The following is a 21,658-nucleotide window of genomic DNA, read 5'->3' as shown; positions in this document are numbered from 1 at the left end:
ACTGCAACAAGCAATCTAAAGACAGCAAAAGGGGGCTCACCTGGAGAATTTACAAACTGTATCCCCCCTGGTGAGCCCCTCTGACCCGAATCATTTTCTTCACCTTATTGCAGGCCTGCAATGAAGTGCTGACAACCTACATTGAACGACTAAGGATCTGCAATATTACTTACTTTTGCTTTTCGAGATAAGCGACAAGTGATGCAAACTCTTCCACAGTTAGTGAATTTACCAATCCTGCAGGCATCATGGAGTTAGGCATTTCTTTTCTTGTTGCGATGTTACTCTTTTGTACGGTCGTAACCGAACCTGCAATATCTCTCAATACGACTTTATCTGCAGTTTCTTGTGTCACAAATCCCATATAACTCTTTTTGTCTTTTGTACTGACCAATACTGTTTTAAAGCCCTGAGAAATAGAAGCATCTGGTTTCAATATGGATTCTGCGATTTGTTCGCGATTCATAATTGATCCGATCTGCCCCATAAATGGTCCTTTCATAGGTTCACTTTTGCTAATACTATGACAGGCAAAACAGCCTTGTTTAGTATAGAGTGCTTTTCCTTTTACAGGATCGCCTTTTATTTTAGCAAGAGCTAACATAATATCCTCTATGGAGGTTTTACCAACCTGTCCTTTTTGGTTTTTGATTTTCTCTAAATCAACTTTTTGCTCGGCTACTGCCTTTACTGCCGTCTCTTTCTTTACCACGTTGAAAGCAGCTATTTCCATGCGGAATTTATCATTCAACGCTGCAAAAAATGGTTTCTTTGCCGCACCTGCTTTTACGCTTTCTGCTTTCAGGAATTTTTCTATGACCGGTGATGATTCCCAATCAACACCTTTATAATACGGACCATGTGAATCCGGACGGGTACCCCACCACCACGAGGCATCATAAGCCACTTCTTGTTTATATAGTCGTGCTAAAGTAATTAAGATTTTATCCTTCAGCTTTTGGTCCTTGGTTTTTCCATAAGCCGCGATTAAACCGTCAACCGCCCGGGCATCATGCATATAACGCAAAGCCCATAAAGCCAGATCAGGACTTTCTGTCCCCAAGAACCCTACACTTGCATTGACCGCATTTAAACGAACCAAGGCTTGAACGGCTAGGTGTGCAGGAATAATCGCTGCATTGGGCACATCATGTGGACCTTCGACACCCTTTGCCGGAGCGACAAAAGAAGATGGAACTGCTGTCTGTAATAACGCATTGGCTGCCTCGATACGTCCAAGACGACCTAAAGCTACAATGGACGTTGTTTTTACCCGCACCGATGGATCTTTTAACCCATCAATAAACGGATCGACCGGAACCTGTTCCAATATCCCCTTGCGATCGGTCAGTGCACGTAAAGCAAATTCACGAACCTGTTCTTCTTTTGCCAGTTCAACCAAAGCAGGAATTGCTTTTTCTTTCGCTACTTGCGCATAGGTATATATGGCTGCTACGCGCGCGCTTAACGGTAAGTCCTTAGCCTTTGCAATGTTTAGTGCGGCAGTAGCGGCTTCATCGGTTGGTCTGGAAAGAAGCTCCTGTGAAGCGTAAAGCCTGGCTGTCGAACTCCCTGATTTCAACAAGCTTGCTAAATCAGCGACAGAAGCTTTCTTCATGTCAGGGAATGCTTTGTACGTCCATCCTTTCGGAACGACGCGAGCCACATAACCTCTATCCGGATTGCCTGAATAACCGGCACCATCCCAGGCTGCCAAATATAATCTACCCGAACCGTCTACGTCCAGATCGGTAATTTGTGGCAACTTGATAAACTCTTCTTCTTTTTGCGTAAAGCTCGGTCCATCCGGCGTCAGATGGTGCAGGTATAGGAAACTTCTTCCCCAGTCTGCCATCATCGGCACGTTATTGTACTTCGCTGGCCAGGTATCTTCGTCCATATATAAGGAACCCGTACCCGATCCACCACCCAGCATGGCTAAAGCCGGGATAATCTCTTCGGTGAAATTCTGAAATAATAACGGATAACCGTACTCTCCCGATTGAATCTGATGGGAGAAACGGATATCCCATCCGCCACCATCATTGGTATTGTCTCTCGTGAAAATATTCATATAAGGGTCGATGGCTACATCATAGATATTACGTAAACCATGGGTATATACTTCCATTTCCGTACCGTCAGGACGCACACGTAAAATACCCCCGCCCAACATGGTCAGTTTTTTACCATCGGTACCCGTTGCATTGTGAAATCCAAAGTCACCAACAGCAATGTATATCCAACCATCGATCCCCATTCTGATCCCATTGGTCGCGTGGTCAGTACCGCGCTCCTGGATGTATTTGGCGTTGCTCAAGCCGACAACAAGTGGTTTGGCCGCTCCATCGGCAACACCGTCCTGATTCTTATCTTCAAAAACAACCAGGTCCATTCCCGTCGCTATTCCTGTCGTGGCATTGAATGTGGTATGCAATACAAAAATCTGGTCGCCTAAGACAAATATACCTCTGGGGTTATCCACGCGGGCAAAATCGGTATGCTTATCCATTTTCCCGTCGTTGTCGGTATCTACAAATCGGCGGATAAACCCTTTTCCCATATCTTTCCCCAATGAGCCTATCATATCTACTCCAACGTAAACTTCGCCCGTAGGTGCGACCGCCAAACAAGCCGGGCTCGGGGTTAGGTCCGGACCTGTAAAGTGTGTCATAATTAAATCTGCCGGAGCTCCAGATAAAGTCTTCAGGCTATCTTGTGCTTGTCGGGTAAAGGAATAATTCCCGATTTTTTTTATTACTTGTTGTTCCGGGTTTTCGCCCAGATGGGTAAACCCTAATAATAATGGGAAGAGGATTAAATTTAGTGTTCTTTTCATTTTAATGCATTGTTATTACTTGAATAGATAGCGCTACCCATTATAAGGATAGGATCCATTTTACCATTTCGTTTACTTCTTCTTCTTTTAACGAGGGGTGTGCCGGCATGGCCACCTCGCCCCAAACACCACTACCACCTTTGACAATTTTCCCGGATAACAAAGGTAAGGCATCTTTATTGTCTTTATATTGCTTGGCGATCTCTCTATAAGAAGGCCCTACAGATTTCTTATCCGTGGCGTGGCATGCTTTGCAGTCGGAGTCCAATATCAAGGCTTCTCCTTTGGGTGTACCGGTGCCCTCTTTATGCCCCAACTCTCCATTGGCTTTATCCATATCTTTATAAATGGAATCGGCAGGTGATTTTTTTGCTGCTATAGGTTTAACAACACGTTGTGAAGCCAACGCGCCTCCATTATAATCAATTCTCGACAGGGCTGCATCAGCATTTTTACTGAACCAACCGTTACCATATTCTAATATATATATTTTCCCATCAGGTCCCAGCTCCATATCGATCGGCGAAGCTAATTTTGTGTTCGGCATAAAAGGCTCCATCTTATCAAAGTCGCCATTTGGCAGCATTGTCACGACTTTGATCCATCCCCGGATCCAATCGTACATAAAAAATTTCCCGTCATAATAATCCGGATAACGATTCTCTTTTGGTGCCATATCCGAATAGTACACAGGGCCGGCCATGGCGTTGCGTCCACCAGAACCCACTTGCGGAAAATCCGGGGAATTACCATAAGGATACCAGATAAAAGCAGGCTGCGCCGGAGGTAGTTCTTTGATACCGGTATTATTGCGGGAGTTATTTATTGGCTTATCGGGATTATAAGATACCCCACTCACCCCTGTTGCATAATCGTACGGATGATATGCGTAATTATTGCCCACGAAAAATGGCCATCCGTAAAAACCGGCTTCCCGCGCTTGGTTCACCTCGTCATAACCTCTTGGGCCCCTGCTGTCATTATCGCCACTCGCATCCGGGCCTACTTCTCCCCAATAAAGGAAACCCGTTTTCTTATCGACCGAGATCCGATAGGGATTTCGGTTACCCATGACATAGATCTCAGGCTTTGTATTTGCTTGTCCTTCCGCAAATAGATTTCCTTTTGGAATCTTATATGAACCATCTTTTTTCAGCTTTATCCTTAATATTTTTCCGCGCAGATCATTGCTATTGCCAGAACTACGTGCTGCATCATATTGCTCATGCCCGGGGCGATCATCCTGTGGAGAATAACCATTGTTGACAAATTTTTCACCTTTTTCATCAAATGGTGTGGCATTATCACCCGTAGACAGGTAGAGTATTCTGTCTTTTCCAAAAGCGAGAGAACCACCTGTATGGCAACAGATATCCCGTTGGGAATAGAATTCAAGAACAACTTTTTCCGATGCCATGTCCAGTTTATTGTCTTTAAACTCAAATCGGGACAAACGGTTAACGGAAGTATCCTTAGGACTATAGAATGTGTAGATATAGTGATTATCGGCAAAGTCCGGGTCAAGAACCAGGCCCATGAAACCTTCCTCCGCATTCACATTGGGCGCTTCTGTTTTATGGTACACGTCCAACAAGCCTACTTGACTCACTTTTTTTGTATCCTGACTATAGAGTAATAATTCGCCCCGGCGTTGAGAGACCAGAATATCCAGATTGGGCAAAATAGCCATTTCTGTTGGTTCGAAAAATTCACCTACTGCTAATGGCACTTTGGTAAATCGCTCCTCTTCGGGAACCCGTTTTGTCTTGGCTTTACTGTAATCCAATTGGTAATTATTGCCGATTGCGTATTCAATACCACCTAATATATGCTTCAGAAATAAGGAGTCTGTATAATCTTCATCTTGATGGCCTAAACCAGTATAAAAAGATCGGCCTCCGTCAAAATCATGGTACCAGGCCATGGGTGTCTCGTCCATTTCTTCCGGATTGGCATATACCGCTTTATCTATGCTCATCAATTTATTGGTCGATTTATACAACTTTTTAAAGACATACCACTCATCCGTATGTACCCAGGTATCCGGAAGAGATTTTGTGGCCGGATGTTTTTTATCCAAGATGGTCAACTTTCCTTCCTTGACTTCAGGATGCGTTACAAAATATCCTCCTACCAGCCTGCCATACCATCCCCAATCGTATTCAGCGTCAGCAGCGCCATGGATACCGACAAATCCTCCGCCTGCTTGTATATAACGTTCAAAGTCGGCTTCCTGATAATGGTTCAAAAGATCGCCGGTCGTATTTAAAAAAATGATTGCTGAATACTGCTTTAACGAATCCTCGGTAAACCAATCTGCATTCGTTGTGGTATCTACATCAAAGTTATTTTCGAGACCCAACTTTAGCAGTGCAGCATTTCCTTTTTCAATTGAATCGTGACGGAAGCCGGCTGTTTTACTAAATACCAATATCCTGGGTTTTCCAGACCGCTTTTCTTGGCAAGAGCTTAGCACTGCTATAGAAATCAGCAATAACAAGATCTTTGATAAAAATGTTTTAATCATCATTAGTTTTATTTTATTCGTATTTGGTTGTATTCTTTTTGTTTTATCACTTCGCTAATTTAGCGATCTCAATACTATTTCAAAGATTCCAATTATTGCACTGCCTAAAGTAGTATTATTTTAACTAAAATACATGTAATTTTGCTGTTTCAATCATAAATGAATACTAGCCTTTCATTAAACCTAGGTTAATTATTAACTTTAACAATTCAATATATAAGCACTAAATCATAAATAGAATATTATTCATCCAAAACTATATGGTATATATCGATGTCCTAAATCTAATAATATGAAATCAAACTACCTGAAATTCGGTACAGCCGCACTATGCTACTTTTATGGAACAGCATTGGTATTCGCTCAACAGCTAACCGATCAATCAGAAATTAAACTTAATGATCTTTCAGCGTTTCATGCTGCAAGCAAAAGCTGGTCTATTGCAGATAATGTAGTAGCCGATCTTAAAAATGAAAACGGATTAAGATCTTCAAAAGGATCGGGTATCCTCGTCAACATCACCTCCGATAAAGTGAAGGGATCTGACCTGTTAACGAATGCAGTTCACGGAAACATAATTATCGAGCTGGATTATTTAATGGCTAACAATTCAAATTCAGGTATTTACCTGCAAGGAAATTATGAAGTGCAACTTAAAGATTCCTGGGGTGTGTTGAATCCCCTCTCATCTGACAATGGTGGTATTTACGAACGTTGGGATGACACGAGACCTGAAGGCGCTAAAGGTTTCGAGGGTTACGCTCCTCGTCAAAATGCCAGCAAAGCACCTGGCCTATGGCAGCACCTGAAAATTGCATTTCAAGCACCACAATTTGATGCTACAGGAAACAAAACTGCGAATGCAAGAATATTAGCTGTCGAGCTCAATGGGGTGATCGTACAGGATAATGTTGAATTGTTCGGACCAACTCGCGGGGCTGCTGATAAAGAAAAACCTTTAGGACCGCTACGTCTTCAAGGAGACCATGGCTCTGTTGCATTTAGAAATATTAAAATATCAAAACTTCCGGAAGAACTGCTCAATGGAAACAACAGAGCTGGTGGCGGTGCTGACCCTATCTATATAGATGCTCCATCCAATACGATGATTCGAAGTTTTGTTAATTATGCTCCAAAACAAATTGCTGTACATGCAATATCAGTAGGCAGTCCGTTAAAAACACATTATAGTTATGATCTGCACAATGGTTTACTATTGCAAGCTTGGCATGGTGAATTTATTGACGCTACACCAATGTGGGACGGTAGAGGAAACGGTACTTCTAAAGCTCGTGGAGCGATAACTTCTTTTGTAAAGACCCCTACTCCGGCTTTGGCTCAGCTAACAAACAATCAGGCATCGTGGCCAGCAGATAGCACTGGTACCGGATTTAGAACGAAGGGTTATGTCATCGATAATGAAGATAGACCTCAATTTAAATATAATATCTATGGTACAGAGGTGACTGATATCATCACGGTATCCAACAATGGTAAAAGCTTGAGCAGATCCGTAAAGATTGACAAGCCTGTAGCAAACCTTTATTTTTTATTGGCTAATGCAAGCTCAATTGAAGAACTAACAAAAGGTTACTATCTCGTAGATGGGCAATCTTATTACCTTGAACTTGATAAAGGGGCTCCAAAACCTATTATCCGAGATGCTAATGGAGGAAAAGAACTAATCATCCTCCTTGACAAACAATTAAATTATTCTATTTCATTCTAATTGAGAGCGTACAGATATTATATGAAACACACCTTTAGAATGCTGGCAATGCTAGCTTTGAGCTTTGGTTATACTGTTTCCCAAGCGCAAGAAACACCGAAAGAAGAAGACTTTTTTAAGATCATGAAAGTAAGAATGCCCGAAGGACCTGTTTTAGAGGTTGGCGGACTGGTTACTTTACCTAACGGAGATCTAGGCATATCCACCCGTCGGGGTGATGTATTTATTGTAGAAAACCCAACAAGCAACAGACCATACTTTCGAAAATTTGCAACTGGTCTTCATGAGATCTTGGGCCTGGCTTACAAAGATGGTGCGTTGTATGTGGCACAAAGAGGTGAGTTAACGAAGCTCATCGACAAAAACATGGACGGTAAAGCAGATGTCTATGAAACTGTATATGCTTGGCCACTTAGCGGACATTATCATGAGTACAGTTTCGGACCTAAAATAGCATCAGATGGAACATTTTTCGTATCCGGAAATGTGGCTTTCGGGGACGAAGAATGGTGGCGTGCAGAAAGCCGTGTCCCTATGCGTGGCTGGATTATGAATATTACAGAAGATGGCAAAATGCAGCCCTGGGCTGCAGGTGTACGATCACCTGCAGGTCTCAATGTCATAGATGACCAACTTTATTACACCGAAAACCAAGGCGACTGGGTTGGTTCCGGAGGTCTATGGAAGGTAAGTAAAGGTGACTTTATGGGACATCCTGCCAGCTTAACATGGACAAAAAGACCTGATTCGCCTTTGAAATTGTCTTCTGAATCGTTCTATTCTAAAGTAGATGAACGTCGCATCAAAAACGAACAAGGACGATACATCAAGCCTGAAAACAGAGTCAACGAGAATTTCAAAACGGTTTTTGAAATGAAAAAAGAAATTCCGGAAATCCGCTTACCTGCGGTATGGCTCCCGCATGGTATCCTTGGTATTTCAAATTCTGAGCCCGTAAAAATCCCTAAAGGTACATTCGGACCGTTTGAAGGTCAATTATTAGTTGGCGACCAGGGAATGAGTATCATCTCTCGGGTGTTCTTAGAGACTGTAAATGGTGAGGAACAGGGAGCCGCATTTCTATTCAGAAGTGGATTTCGGTCAGGGGTGTTGAGAATGGCATGGGGACAAGATGGATCTTTATTTGTTGGTGAAACCAACCGTGGCTGGGGTTCTGCCGGTGATGCAAATGAAGGTCTTGAACGTCTGGTGTACAACAATAAAATCCCATTTGATATGAAAGCCGTGCGGGCAATGCCTGATGGTTTTGAAATCGAATTTACCCAACCGATAGACCTGACTTCGGCAGAAGATTTGGCTTCGTATCGTGTTGAAAGTTTTATCTACAAATATCACCCGGTATATGGTTCACCTCCGGTTAATAACGAAACCTTAAACATAAAAGGGGTCAAGGTATCTCCCGATGGACTTAGAGCAAGAATCGTAGTAGATGGCCTCCGTGAGAACTATATCCATGTCATTAATGTGGATGGCATACGGGAGAAGCAAAATTTCTACTCTATTATTCATCCTGACGCTTATTATACATTGAACGCGATACCTACAGGTGAGAAGTTAGCCTTGGCTACACTGAGTACCCGGAACTCTACAAATGACGCCGTGGTGGAGGTAACTCCAGCTCCGGTCGAAAAAGCCATTCCAAGTAGCAACAAAGTGGTTGCTAGCAAAAAAACGACGGAAGTAAAGGCAAGCGGAACAGCAAAAGCGAGTGGAACTGCAAAAGCAAACGAAGCTAAACCTGCTGCGAAAACCAGCGAAGTCAAATCGGCGGTTGCGAAAGCTCCAACTTACCAAGAAGTAAGTGGTTTACTAACCCGTAATACTTGTTTGGCTTGTCATCACCCTACAAAAAAGCAAATAGGGCCGTCTTTTACAGAAATTGCTAAACGCAAATATTCAAATGAAAAAATTCTGCAACTCATCTATAACCCACAACCAGAAAACTGGCCGGGTTATGCGACGGAAATGCCACCTATGCCACAGGTATCTAAAGCTGACGGCTTAAAAATGGCAGCTTATATCAACTCATTGAGATAATGAGTTGATAATTATCAATATTTTAATACAAACAAAGCCATTCGTTTTAGGGAATGGCTTTGTTTGTATTGGAAAGAATCTTGTAGATTCTTGATTATATTATAAAATTGCCAACAGCATTAATTCTTTTCGCTATGCAAAGATTTCCAAATTAATCCATAAACCTCCGTTGCCTGTATATTGCTGTTATTTAAATCCGTATCTGTAATCAAAACAGGATGAAATTCGGAAGGTGTATTGACGCTGCCATGTGAACCTTTTACCAGATTGGCATTCAAAGGTATTACATCCATTACATAGCGAAATCCTGCTTTTTTTCTCAGGAGTTTATATAATGCACGATACTTCGAAGACATAAACATTTCTACAGGATCATATCCCGGCTTCTTATGGATATCGACACATCTGGCATAGTCAGGTGCTTTGGCATCATCGAGCCAGAAGTAATAGGTAAACCAACTTTTCTGATCGGCAACCAACACAAAATCTCCGGCACGCGCATGATCTATGCCATACGCCTTCTTCCCCTCTTTATCAAGCACCAGCGCAATCCCTGGTATTTTATCCAGGATTTCTTTCACCTCAGGTAGAACCGACTTATCGTTGATATAAACATGTGCTACCTGATGATCGGCCACGACAAAGGCTTGGGAAGCCCCTGCATCTAATAATTCCAAACCACGCTCTACACGTACCTGCAATAATCCGGCTTGTCTAAATATCCTGTTGATATGTATGGGATGGTCTACAGGTACAATACCGTATTCGGAAAGAATAATGATATTAGCTCCTTTTTTCTCATAGAACGCCACCAACTCCTTTATCAACGTATCGATCTCCTCCAGTTCTTTACCGATATTAGACCAATCATTTCCAAATTTCTGCAGACAATAATCCAAATGTGGTAAATAGATCAACGAAAGTGTTGGATCGTAAAGCTCTTCGGTGATCATGGATGCCTCCGCAATCCATTTGCTGGATTGGATATTGGCTCCCGGGCCCCAAAATTGAAACAGCGGAAACTGACCAAGCTTTTCCTGTAAAATATCACGCAGTTCGGCGGGCTGGGCATAGCAGTCGGGCAGTTTCCGACCATCGGCCAGATAGTTAGGACGAGGTGTTACGCTATAGTCCACATCGGAATACATATTGTACCACCAAAATAGATTGGCACAGGTAAAATTTGGATCTTCTTTTTTGGCTTTGTCCCAGATCTTTTCAGCAAGAACCAATTTATTGGACTGCTTCCAGAATTTGATTTCAGCATCTACATCATCGTACCAACCATTTCCCACGATACCGTGCTCGGTTGGCTGTTTACCTGTCAGATAAGTAGACTGTACACTGGTCGTTACCGCAGGTAACATAGGTGCTATAGCTGCCAGATTTTTATCTTCTATATACTGTTTTAAGAATGGCGTATACTTTCCTATCAAATTTGCGGATAAGCCCACTACATCAATCACAACCGTTTTCTTCATCTTATACATTACTTTTAATGACCCATTCCAGCTCATTGCTGATGGACGCTGCAATTGGTATTTTTAATTGCTCTGGTAATACTTCCCAGGTATAGGTCTCCACTTCCAAATGTTCGGTAAAAGGTTCGTTCTTTTGTAGATGCAATACTTCAATGATATCCTGCTGTGTTGACTGTAACGCACCGATATCATGAACGGATATAGGGACATGAAAATGAGCTCGCCACTGGACAACATCTTGATGTTCAAAATCAGCTAGTGCGGGTGTGAGATCCGGATAACGAATCAAATCGCCATCCTTTTTTAAAGCGACAACTTGATGCAGATAAGTTGGCTCATTAAACTTTTGAAAACTATTTTTCACGGCAGTACGTTGTACCTCAGCTTGATCCAGATCTGCTTTCAACGCCGCTGATATCTGAATCTTACCGACTTGAATATTCTTTTCTTTCAATTCATTTAACACCATGGCGTGCTCTTCATAACCAATCGCAAAATGACAGACATCATAGCAAAGACAAAGATGTTGCTTAATTAACAATTCTGCCTCCGAAGCAGAGACTCCAAATGAAGCTACAATATCCGGAACTGCCATAGAGAGCAGATCATCGGTATACCAATCGATAAATTCTCTCCCTGTTTCCAATATTCCATCTGGCTCAGGTTCGAGATCAAGGTGCATAATCCTACCCGTGCTATTAGCAATTGAAATCAATTCTTTGATGACATCGATTATATTTAAAGTCGCCTTTCTCTTTGCCTCCGCTACATCAGCCGTAGTGGTAAACCAATGTCTGTAACTAAGCGGAGAGGTAGAAATCCCCCCAATCATGCCTTCAGGCAATAACGACTGGAGAATACTGAACAGTCGTATGGTATAGTCTTTCCGTGCTTCAGTAGTCCAATCAGGCGTATGTACATCCGCTTTGACTACTGTATGGTGAAACTCTCCATAAGGGAAACCATTCATGGTAAAGACATAGGCGTCATTTTTCGTCAGCCAATGCTTGAATGCTGTTAAGTTATCTTCCTGAATAAGCTCTAAACTCGATATATTGGACAGCCGAAGTCCTATTCCAAGCGGCTTATCTGGCGAAACGGACTGTTTGATAATCGAAAAATTATCTTTTAACGCCTTGAAATCATCCGCCCAATTTTTTCCGGGATGGATATTGGTACAATAAGTCAAATGGCCTGTGTTAACTTTCATTTTGTTATTACTAAAGAGGTAAAACAGTTGCTTTACGCGTAAAATCCGAAACATATTGACTTGCCCGGATCAACATTTGATGATCCATTTCATGAACTTCTTTTCCAGTCCCCAAATCGGTCAGCAAAGTGATGGTCAGTTTTCCGCCAAGATGCTCCTGAAACTCCGTTAAGCCACGAAGTATCGGCGATTCTTCATTCTGGATCCGGATTAAAGGGTTAGAAAGATCAAAAGATAAACGAAGCAACAGATTCAATATCCGCAATAATTTATCTTCGCTCAATAGTCGGGTCAGGAAAGAATAGGCACTATCCAACGCTATCCCCATCGCAACGGCCTCACCATGTAAAACATTAAAATTACTCAACTGCTCCAATTTATGTGCACTCCAATGTCCAAAATCCAAAGGTCTCGCTGAGCCCATCTCAAATGGATCGGCAGATGCAATATGGTTCAGGTGCAATTCGGCACAGCGTACAATCAAGTAATTCATGGTATCCAAATCACGGGCTACCAATTGAGTCGCATGCTCCTCAATCCAAGAGAAGAATGCCGGGTCTTTTATCAATGCTACCTTAACAGCTTCCGAGATCCCCGACCGCCAATCTCTATCGGCTAATGTTGATAAAAACCGATCATCATTAAACACCACTGCAGGCGGGGAAAAAGTGCCCAAAAAGTTTTTCTTGCCTTTGTAATTTATACCATTCTTAACACCTATACCTGAGTCGTTTTGTGAAAGCACTGTAGTAGGTATGCGAATATGCTTGATACCACGGTGTGATACCGCAGCGGCATAACCCACAAGGTCGAGCACCGCACCTCCACCAATTGCAGCAATATAAGAATGTCGATCAATACCGAAACGATCTACCACCTCAACCAAACGATCAAATAGTGCAGTATCATTCTTGGACGCTTCTCCTCCGGGAATAATCAACATCTCCTGAATCAGCTGAATTTCTTGATATTGATCAAAATATGCTTGAATGCTAGACACAAGACCTGGGTGTGCATCAGAAACGCCTTGATCGAGTACAAAAAATATTTTACGTACTACACCTGTTTGACTCTCTTTAAAGAAGTTTGCCAAGGTAGGATTACTGATGTCAAATAACGATTGAGTAAAATGTATCTTATATTCAAATTTTACACTAAAAGACTGTTCTAAAAAACTCATAATTGCAACTCACTAATTAAGTAACAGCGAAAGCTTTACTTAGTAAAATGGATAATGGTAATAAAAAAACAATGGCCAGTGCAATTTTCCAGTCTGCAAAAACACTGGCCCAAGCTGCATTCATTAAAATCAATGCAATCACACCTGCTTTAACAGCTTTCCCTATATTGGGTCCTATGGGATTATCTATCGCTTTTATAAGCGGTTTAAAAATCATCCATGCAAACGGAACAATAAACAATATAGTGATGGACATATTTCCTCTTATCCCAGCAAAAAACAAGATACTAGCGATAACAGCAGCGTAAAGTATGCCTGCAACATAAAGCATCCTTTTACTTCCTCCGTGCACTTCACCTCTACTAATCATCGTAATGGATGCAATGTAGATGACAGGCACTATTGCCAAAAACCACCATTGACTTACTTCACTACTTATGATACTGACACCCAGTAACAGGTTCAATCCACGACAAAGCCCCATATTAAGTGGACCTAACAGTACATGATGTTTTGCCCACCTATTATATAGGAGGCAAGCCAACATAATCGCGATAGCTAGTACCGTCGAAGTTAGACCTAGTAAATAGGCGGTTCCTATCCCCATTCCGAAAAATAAAATTCCAAATACAGTGGCCTCTCCTTTGCTGATAACACCACTTGGTATGGGCCGTTCGGGGCGTTCAACTCGGTCTAATTCTAAATCAAAGACATCATTAAAGATAATGCCTCCACTGTACATACCTATGGTTGAGATACAGAGTAGTAATATTGGTAATGGGGACCATCCCATTGTTGATAGATAGCCCGATATGGCGACACCTGCAAGTACATCGGCTATCGCCGTAACGACATTTGCAGGCCGCATCAACCTCATATAGCCTAATAACTTTTTCAATACAGTAGCTTAATTATTTGATGATGATCGAATTTTTATCAATGCGAGGTTGCTGACCACCTCGCAAGATCGAATTACTTTCAAATTTTTGAGACTGATCTATATTTTTTACCGTAATAAAATCGTTTTCATTGATCTGCCCGCTTTGACCAAAAGCTGTAATTGCATTTCGGAAACTCACCAATTCGATATCCGGTAGCGCAATACCCGATTTTTTCATCAATGCGGCAGTTTTAGGTACAGCCAATGGATCGGAAATCCCCCAATCGGCAGCGGAGTTGATCATGATCCTTTCGGAACCATATTGCTTTACGACCTCCACCATACGCTCATTACCCATTTTTGTAAAAGGATAAATCGTAAATGCAGCCCAAAAACCCCTGTCCAACACTTCTTTCACTGTTTCTTCATTATTGTGGTCCACAATGACCGAATAGGGCGAGAGACCGTGCTCGATCGCAATATCCATACTACGTTGCGTACCCTTTTTCTTATCTCGATGTGGCGTATGGATCTGCACAGGCAAACCAGCCTCTTTGGCAAGCTCCAACTGCAGCCTGAAATATTTTTCTTCGGCAGCCGTCTGGTCGTCAAAACCAATTTCTCCGATTCCCACCACTCCTTCTTTGAAAATAAACTGTGGCAATAGCTCCATCACCTGTTCTGCTAGTGCTTCATTGTTGGCCTCACGCGAATTGAGGCCTATTGTACAATAGTGCTTAATACCAAACTGTGAAGACCTAAATCTTTCCCAACCGATCAGGCTACTGTAGTAATCCTTAAAACTATCCACTCCCGTACGGGGCTGTCCCAACCAAAAAGCGGGCTCTATAATAGCGATGATACCTGCATCCACCATAGCTTGGTAGTCATCCGTAGTACGAGCGGTCATGTGGATATGTGGGTCAAAAAAACGCATCCCACTAATATCATTTAAATCCAGAGCGCTTTGGTCTCTTTCTCCTGCATTTCTTTCTTGTATATTGTCATTACAGCACATAATTCTCTCTTTTATTTCCCTAATTCTAATAATTCATAGATTTTCGGATGAACCGTTCTATGAGCAGCCAAACGTTCTTCGACATAATCTTTCAACGTCTGTGTTAGGGCTTGATTTGCTCTTTCCTTTAATCCAGTGATTTGATCGACATCTTTTTCGGTAAAAAAAGCTTTTAAAACCATTTGGTTCCATGCAGCTGCTGAAAGCGCATGAGCCGGATAGGGATTGTGATACATTATAGCTTCCAATACTGTACCTATGTTGCTACGAATGCCCTCTTCACAGTGGCTGACCCACTCTTCGGTGTACTGTAAGAAAGGAAGAGCCGAATAGAGTGCAACCAGTTCATTCATCTCCGCTGCCGTAAATAAGTTTTTGATTTTCTTCAGGTACACCATCTTATCCACATCCGGTAGCTGCATCAACAACCAGACACGGGCCAGCCGATCAACTGTCCATCCCTGTAAAGAAAAGCCGGGTAATAAGGCAGCTATTTTCGCCAAGTCTTCAGGCTGTACGATCAGGTTACTTTTACCCGACATTCTGGGCAACCGCGCAAAACTCAGATTTAACTGTAGTGTCTTTTCTTCAGTTTTGATACGCTCCGCTTTATCGGCCAACCAAGCCCACGCATCGGAACTGAGATTTTGTTGGATGATGTGTTGGAATAGCTTATCAAGTTTTTTCTTCTTTTCTATATCGACCACAGGTTTGATTTTTTATAAATTAACAGCAACAAAATAGTTCATGCCCAGTGCAGCACTAACTATGAGCAGACCAAAAAATTCCCTCGTTTTCTCAATATAAGGTTTAGTTGCTTGCATACTTTCAACAAGACTTGGCCTACGATATTTCATCAACCAATCCAATACACCATCTTTGGCAAAAAAGAGAATAATGGCATAAACAAGATAAAATAGAATGGCACCCAAGTAAATCAATGGATAATAAAAATGAAAAACAGCTAATCCGCAACAAATGGAAGCCAACATATAGATGGGTATCCATAGCCACGAATCTTTATCATTGAGATTTACATACGCAAATCCAATAAATGCAAGGCAAAAAATAAGGTTCAAAACAATTAACACCATAGTATCAGGCTGAATCAATGAATTTCTATTATTAAATTAACACAAATAAACAGATTATTAATCTGATTTATGCGTTCAAATTACAAAAAAAACATGACAAAAAATAAGTGTATTACGCATTGGAGATTCCGCCTTCATATACAGCCCATTTATTCTAGCTTTGACACCTAGATTTAAAAATACCATTTTACAACCTGAAGCATCGACGTAAAAAAACATAATATCCCTTCCAAATAGTCGGCTGATAAGTGGCACACATTTTGAAATTTCATTAATCCGTATCACTGCACGCTACTGTATCATCTTGTACGGGACATCTACGGAAGGTATTGATCTATACTCGGCTCCCTCCTTCCGGTGATATAGTAAGCATGTTGCAGTCACTTTGATCAGAATTTACAACAGAAGCCAAAATAAAATTACAAGACATTCAAATAATCTTTAAGATTGATCTTTAACACCCTAAGTGTCTTTGTAATATGATACTCCACCCCTTTGACCGTAATCCCCAACTGCTCCGCTATTTCTTTGCCACTGAGTTGTTGTTGCCGGCTCAATACAAATACTTCTCTGGTCTTCTTGGGCAAAGAGTCCAAAGCTCTTTGTGTTATTTCCTGTATTTCCTTAAAAAAAAGAAATTCCTCATCCATTTTTTCTAAGGTATCTATACGCAACTGCAAGTCTATTCCGTCCCAGTCGTCTATAGATGAAATCAATTTCCGATGAATCTTTTGATGTTTTAGATAATCTAAGGCTTTGTTTTTAATCACTCTGAACAGGAAACTCTTTGGAGACTCCACGACCTCTATCCTCGTCCGCTCCCATAGCACGATCAGCGCATCCGAAGCAATATCTTCTGCTACTTCATTCACATGTACGAAAGATCTCGCAAATAGAAAAGATCGCTGATGATATTCCTTAAATAATCGATTAAAATCCTGTGTTATCCGCTCCATTACACAATTATAAGAAATAAAGGATAAATTGTTTACTGTAAAGATTCAAATATAGCGGCTACTTATCTACTCATAATTTGACTATTACTTATGTTTTATTTGCAAAAGACCTTGAACGCCCAAACGACTGCTAGTGTATTAAAGAGTTTCTTCCATACCGGGCGGAGGTGTATTGCACGTGTCTGGATCATTCCAAATTGACAGTATATACACGGTCAAGAGATCTTCATACTCGACCTTGTGTTTCGGATCGGCTTCTATCCAGACCATCACTTCACGCCTTTCCTGAAGACTGGCTATCCCACTAATATATCTTAATAAAAGTTGTTCCATTAGATTTCCATTCGTATGCGCTAAGACGATTAATCAAAAGTGTGCCCTAGTGGATCCAAAAAAATGCCTGTATTATCACTTTGTGATCAAAAGGCAATCCTTCCATATATTGTCCTCCGGGTTATTTTTCAATTCACGCTTGAGCGGATTATTCCATTTTTAAGATTACAAAGGAGATATTTTGGCTACAATCCCCCCTCCTCGATTCATTTCTATTTGAAATTTATCGTTTTTAGTGATGGTCAGCTCCCCGGCCGAAGCACTTTTTTGCTGACCTGTTACATCCTGAATTTTGTGTATCGTGTATTTGCCCTTTCCTAAAAATGCGCAATCAATAGAGAGCACTTTTGCTTCTTTTGTCATGCCTGCGATGTACCAATCCTTTCCACTACGCTTGGCCATTAAAGCGATGTCCCCTATTTTACTTGGAGGCAAAACGATTGTTTCATCCCAAACAACAGGTAATTCGGATATAAATTTTCTATTCGGATTTTCAATAATTTCCGTTGGATGTGCCGCCAAACATAGCAAGGGTGATGAATAGATAATCGCGCTTGCTATCTGATGGGATTCAGTCGTCCCTTTCATCTGTCCCGGATTTAGAACTAACGGGGTGGCATCGCCATGCCCTACCAGCAATCGTGTAAATGGAAGTGTGACATTGCAATCGATGCTCATGCCATACTCATATCCCTTTATACCCTCACGGGTCATTTCATTTGGATATGTCCTGTTTAATCCCGTTGGCTTATTGCAGCCGTGAAAATTGATCATCAATCCATATTGTGCAGCTTCTTCCAGCGTTTCTTTAAAGTAGGTGGTGATGTCGGCCGCTTCACTATCAAAAAAATCTATCTTCAGTCCCATAACACCTATTTCTTTACACTTTTCAAAAAACGATTTCCTTCTTTCTGGTGTCTGCAGCCCTGGGATACCCTTTCTATCTGGATAAGCTTTCCAAGCCCATATTTTTACATTTCGCTCCGCGGAATAATCAACAAGCTCCCGCATAAGTTCCCATCCATCTTTACCGCCCTCTTCCCAACTGCTCCAACCCTCGTCAACCAAATTATATTCTATCCCTAGCTCGCTGGCCAGTTTTGAGAATCTTTTCATGTTCTCAAATGAAACACCTGTCCCCGTAAGCCAACTCCAAACACATTTTCCGGGTTTCAACCAATTGGCGGAGTTTTTAAAAAGCCCAACAGGAGGACTGTCCGACAAATTCGTGATAATATCATTGTTGACCAAGGTATTAAGGCTACCGACCATAATAACGCGCCAAGGAGTCTGGATATGACCAGATTTAAAGGTCTTACCATCAAGCCGAGTTTCGAAGGTACGCTCTTGTGAAACCTGCAATGACATCCCGGCAAAATCATATAAGCCCGCCTCGGTAATGGCTGCATACAAATCTGACTCGGGATATTCTATTACAACCGGAGGACCGGCGACCTGTCCAATAGCAAGCGTCTCCACACCGCTTTTCTTGTAATCGCCTTCGTAATGCTTTGTGTTTTCTTGCAGCCATACCTTCGTATTTGTGGGAATAGTAAACGACGTTAGATCTCCCACCTCTACCGTACGTTGATTTTCGGTCGAATACCGAATCGCGACCCCATCATTGAACGCTCTCACTTCAAGTACAAAGCCCGGAACCGATGCTGAACTTATCCGATAGGTTGTCCCATGATAATGATCTTTTGCAAGGGAATGTCCTCCTAATAGTTGATATTCATTCTTCCCTTTATACTTCTTGGAAACTTCAATTCCATTCACTTGGCTTCCAAGCTCCCGGCCATCAACGATCCAGTTCAATTTAGAATTATCCATGACGAGCATACCTTCTTTAAACACTTTATAATACAGATCATGGTTCCGAATCATAATTTCAATCGAGACAGAGCCGTCAGGAGATTTGACAGCATACCTTTCTGCTGCATACGCCATTCGCAAGGCAAAAAGCATAACTATAAGGGTAATTGTTTTTTTCATTTGGGAATTGACTATATATTTATATCGATTATAATGATTGCATCTCTATAAGTTCATTAATTTTTGTATTAAAATAAATTCGATTTCCATAGAGCACTTCGGCTTTCTTGCCATTTCTAATTAACAAAACCTTCTTGTCTGGCCATGGATTAATAATCATACAGGGCTTTCCTTTTTCACTCTTGATTTTAACTTCAGAAACCTGACCTTTATCCAAACGAGCAGATACCAAAAAAGCTCCCCATGCACGGATATTCTTAAAGCTTGCATCTTGCCCTTTCGGAATATTGAACAAACGGATCACATTCCCGGCACTCATGCACAACATTTCATTTAACGCATTCGCTACTGTACAACTATTTTCGATACCATGAGGATTATTCAAATCAAAACCATTTGGATAGGTTCTTAAAGCATATTTATGCAACTCATCCATGATGACAACTGGATCATAACCTACTCGAATCGCTGCCGCAAAAAAGCTATTGCTTGTGTTTGAATCATGCCATCTTTTCATTTCCCCGATGGTATTACGCGCAATGGTCAGCAATTCATCCTTATCGTCCAAAGTAATAGCATTAGCCGGATAAATATGCTGTATCCCTAAACCATTATCATTCCACCAAGCCGTCCCTTCTTCGGTATAGCGGAAAACCTTCACCCCATTTCGGGTCTGAACAGGAAAATCACTTAACTTATTTAAAATATCTTTCCATTTCTCTTGCCGCTTTTCATCGAGTTTTAAAGCAGAACTTAAATCAATCATCAGATCAAATGTATTTCGGACAAGTCCAAGAGATAAAATCGGATTCTTGTCCTTGCCTGAGCCTTCATGGATCGCATCACCATAAATCACGTACTTACCACCCTCATACTTCAAATAATCTTCCCAAAAACTTGCAACTGCAAGTGCATAGGGATATATCTTTTTTCCATAAGACGCATCATGGGTGGTACGCCAATGTTGGGCCATGTTCAGAAGACCATAAGCCGCATTTGATCGTTGTCCGAAAAACAGACCACCTTTCTCAAAGTTGGGACCATGCATATATTGTTCAAAATCCCTTGTTACTTCAATACCCAATGGACCAATCCCAACAGGATACAATATCCCCCGGGTATCGGTCACGTTTTTTGCATACCATTCACCCCTAAGCATAAAGTCCAGAAGCGGCGCATCATGCGGTATCGCCTGATCTAAACGATTGGCTGAAAACAATCCATAAAAAGGAGCCTGAAAATTGTAATTCAAATGATAGTCCCCGTTCCACATAGGGGTCTCAGTAGTTACCCAACCGAATAAGCCTGGCGGAAATTTAGGATCACGGCTGCAAGCTGCCATGGTATACAACCCTTGGTAATATGCTTTCATTAAAACGCTATCCGCAACCATTACCGAAGATCGGTTCCAATACCTTTCCCACCATTGATTGTGTTTTTGTGCTATTTTAGTAACAGACCTCGTATTAATCTTTTTAATTTGACTAAGCACATGGGCTAGCGGATCTTTCGCTTTGAAATTACTTTCTACAGCAAGAGCTAGAATCAATGGCTTTCCCAGCTCAATATTAATCGTATCTGAAGTGTAATTAAGCTGCTTTATGGCGACAGCTACTTCTGTAGAAATGTCTACATGATCCTGAAAGGAACGATTCAACCAATCAATACCTTCTGATTTCCCGGTCTTCAAATTAGCCATACTATTGTCTGGTGCCGTCAATCCTATTGAAACTTTTACTGCTTTTCCAGTAGCTGTGAGTTCAATAAATATCAAATTATCTGTTGCTGACACCCACGACTTTGCTTCTAATCCTTGCTGTTGATTTTTCAACCAACTGGATGTAATTCCATTGTTCAATAACTGCTCGGCAGAAAAACTCGCATCATTAAACCCCTCAATCTTTAAGTCAAGAATCCCAACTACCCGTGGCCCTGATAAGCCATCGGCTTTGGAGCGCAAACGCCAAAAATCATTCTTTGACAAGTAATAACTTAATTTTCCATTCTTATATCCGACACTCATAGTCAAATCTCCATTCCCCATTAGCGGAGCATCCACAGAACTGTTGTGCGGAATACGGGAAGGAGCTTTTTCCCAACGGTTTTTATAAGCTGTTGGTTGTGCATACACAGGGATTGCAAGGAACAGTGAAATCAAAATAATAAAGTATCTTTTCATTTGAAGGATTTATTTTATATAACTTTCCAATGGTTACTGTCGATGCACCGACCTTGTACTACAAGACGACTCAGCCGTGTTTAACCCTAGCGAATGTTTAGATGGACTGAAAATGTAACCTTTAAAATTAAAAAGAGTAACACACTAGGGCTCTCCCCTTCTGAGTCGACTAATTAGTT

Annotated in this window: 15 protein-coding genes; 2 read left to right on the top strand and 13 right to left on the bottom strand. The window is 41.5% G+C overall.

Annotation, left to right across the window (positions count from 1 at the left end; translation table 11 throughout):
- Positions 1–169: 169 nt before the first annotated feature.
- Together E4F24_RS12670 and E4F24_RS12665 are read right to left on the bottom strand one after the other, a co-directional pair.
- On the bottom strand, positions 170–2,839 hold the full coding sequence (locus E4F24_RS12670; protein ID WP_140939361.1) for a DUF7133 domain-containing protein: 2,670 nt from the start codon (positions 2,837–2,839) through the stop codon (positions 170–172).
- 40 nt (positions 2,840–2,879) lie between these two features.
- The gene (locus tag E4F24_RS12665; protein ID WP_140939359.1) at positions 2,880–5,369 is read right to left on the bottom strand and encodes a ThuA domain-containing protein; all 2,490 of its coding nucleotides are present in this window, start codon (positions 5,367–5,369) and stop codon (positions 2,880–2,882) included.
- 289 nt (positions 5,370–5,658) lie between these two features.
- Between E4F24_RS12665 and E4F24_RS12660 the strand changes: the two genes are divergently transcribed.
- Positions 5,659–7,095, top strand: a complete 1,437-nt coding sequence (locus E4F24_RS12660) for a 3-keto-disaccharide hydrolase (protein WP_140939357.1) — start codon at positions 5,659–5,661, stop codon at positions 7,093–7,095.
- 21 nt (positions 7,096–7,116) lie between these two features.
- Complete coding sequence (locus E4F24_RS12655; RefSeq protein ID WP_140939355.1) at positions 7,117–9,153, top strand: hypothetical protein; 2,037 nt, start codon at positions 7,117–7,119, stop codon at positions 9,151–9,153.
- A 119-nt stretch (positions 9,154–9,272) separates the two neighbouring features.
- Here E4F24_RS12655 and E4F24_RS12650 read toward each other — a convergent pair whose 3' ends face one another.
- The 11 genes from E4F24_RS12650 to E4F24_RS12600 all read right to left on the bottom strand — a co-directional run bounded on the left by E4F24_RS12650 (position 9,273) and on the right by E4F24_RS12600 (position 21,479).
- Positions 9,273–10,634, bottom strand: coding sequence for an alkaline phosphatase family protein (locus tag E4F24_RS12650; protein ID WP_140939411.1), 1,362 nt, complete (start codon positions 10,632–10,634; stop codon positions 9,273–9,275).
- 1 nt (position 10,635) lies between these two features.
- Entirely contained in the window at positions 10,636–11,844 is a 1,209-nt protein-coding gene (eboE, locus tag E4F24_RS12645) for a metabolite traffic protein EboE (protein ID WP_140939353.1), read from the bottom strand.
- Between the two features lie 10 nt (positions 11,845–11,854).
- A complete protein-coding gene (locus tag E4F24_RS12640; RefSeq protein ID WP_140939351.1) occupies positions 11,855–13,024 on the bottom strand; it encodes a 3-dehydroquinate synthase in 1,170 nt (389 codons plus the stop codon).
- A 16-nt stretch (positions 13,025–13,040) separates the two neighbouring features.
- Complete coding sequence (eboC, locus tag E4F24_RS12635; protein ID WP_216629182.1) at positions 13,041–13,922, bottom strand: UbiA-like protein EboC; 882 nt, start codon at positions 13,920–13,922, stop codon at positions 13,041–13,043.
- Positions 13,923–13,935: 13 nt separating this feature from the next.
- Positions 13,936–14,922, bottom strand: a complete 987-nt coding sequence (locus E4F24_RS12630; protein ID WP_140939349.1) for a TatD family hydrolase — start codon at positions 14,920–14,922, stop codon at positions 13,936–13,938.
- A gap of 11 nt (positions 14,923–14,933) precedes the next feature.
- A complete protein-coding gene (locus E4F24_RS12625; RefSeq protein ID WP_140939347.1) occupies positions 14,934–15,629 on the bottom strand; it encodes an EboA domain-containing protein in 696 nt (231 codons plus the stop codon).
- A 12-nt stretch (positions 15,630–15,641) separates the two neighbouring features.
- Complete coding sequence (locus tag E4F24_RS12620; protein WP_140939345.1) at positions 15,642–16,016, bottom strand: transmembrane 220 family protein; 375 nt, start codon at positions 16,014–16,016, stop codon at positions 15,642–15,644.
- Positions 16,017–16,435: 419 nt separating this feature from the next.
- Entirely contained in the window at positions 16,436–16,972 is a 537-nt protein-coding gene (locus E4F24_RS12615) for an RNA polymerase sigma-70 factor (protein ID WP_140939343.1), read from the bottom strand.
- 138 nt (positions 16,973–17,110) lie between these two features.
- Positions 17,111–17,305, bottom strand: coding sequence for a hypothetical protein (locus tag E4F24_RS12610; protein WP_140939342.1), 195 nt, complete (start codon positions 17,303–17,305; stop codon positions 17,111–17,113).
- A gap of 165 nt (positions 17,306–17,470) precedes the next feature.
- Complete coding sequence (locus E4F24_RS12605; RefSeq protein WP_140939340.1) at positions 17,471–19,300, bottom strand: glycoside hydrolase family 97 protein; 1,830 nt, start codon at positions 19,298–19,300, stop codon at positions 17,471–17,473.
- A 28-nt stretch (positions 19,301–19,328) separates the two neighbouring features.
- Complete coding sequence (locus tag E4F24_RS12600) at positions 19,329–21,479, bottom strand: glycosyl hydrolase family 95 catalytic domain-containing protein (RefSeq protein ID WP_140939338.1); 2,151 nt, start codon at positions 21,477–21,479, stop codon at positions 19,329–19,331.
- Positions 21,480–21,658: the final 179 nt, after the last annotated feature.

This window comes from Sphingobacterium lumbrici, assembly GCF_006476045.1.
Lineage (GTDB): Bacteria > Bacteroidota > Bacteroidia > Sphingobacteriales > Sphingobacteriaceae > Sphingobacterium > Sphingobacterium lumbrici.
Note: the sequence above shows the minus strand (reverse complement) of the source record. Positions and strands in the feature narration are given on the sequence as shown.

Coding starts and splice junctions, on each gene's coding strand:
- E4F24_RS12605 (WP_140939340.1), bottom strand. CDS start 19,300: ATGAAAAAAACAATTACCCTTATAGTTATGCTTTTTGCCTTGCGAATG.
- E4F24_RS12630 (WP_140939349.1), bottom strand. CDS start 14,922: ATGTGCTGTAATGACAATATACAAGAAAGAAATGCAGGAGAAAGAGAC.
- E4F24_RS12670 (WP_140939361.1), bottom strand. CDS start 2,839: ATGAAAAGAACACTAAATTTAATCCTCTTCCCATTATTATTAGGGTTT.
- eboE (WP_140939353.1), bottom strand. CDS start 11,844: ATGAAAGTTAACACAGGCCATTTGACTTATTGTACCAATATCCATCCC.
- E4F24_RS12600 (WP_140939338.1), bottom strand. CDS start 21,479: ATGAAAAGATACTTTATTATTTTGATTTCACTGTTCCTTGCAATCCCT.
- E4F24_RS12665 (WP_140939359.1), bottom strand. CDS start 5,369: ATGATGATTAAAACATTTTTATCAAAGATCTTGTTATTGCTGATTTCT.
- E4F24_RS12650 (WP_140939411.1), bottom strand. CDS start 10,634: ATGAAGAAAACGGTTGTGATTGATGTAGTGGGCTTATCCGCAAATTTG.
- E4F24_RS12655 (WP_140939355.1), top strand. CDS start 7,117: ATGAAACACACCTTTAGAATGCTGGCAATGCTAGCTTTGAGCTTTGGT.
- E4F24_RS12615 (WP_140939343.1), bottom strand. CDS start 16,972: ATGGAGCGGATAACACAGGATTTTAATCGATTATTTAAGGAATATCAT.
- E4F24_RS12640 (WP_140939351.1), bottom strand. CDS start 13,024: ATGAGTTTTTTAGAACAGTCTTTTAGTGTAAAATTTGAATATAAGATA.
- E4F24_RS12660 (WP_140939357.1), top strand. CDS start 5,659: ATGAAATCAAACTACCTGAAATTCGGTACAGCCGCACTATGCTACTTT.
- E4F24_RS12610 (WP_140939342.1), bottom strand. CDS start 17,305: ATGGAACAACTTTTATTAAGATATATTAGTGGGATAGCCAGTCTTCAG.
- E4F24_RS12620 (WP_140939345.1), bottom strand. CDS start 16,016: ATGGTGTTAATTGTTTTGAACCTTATTTTTTGCCTTGCATTTATTGGA.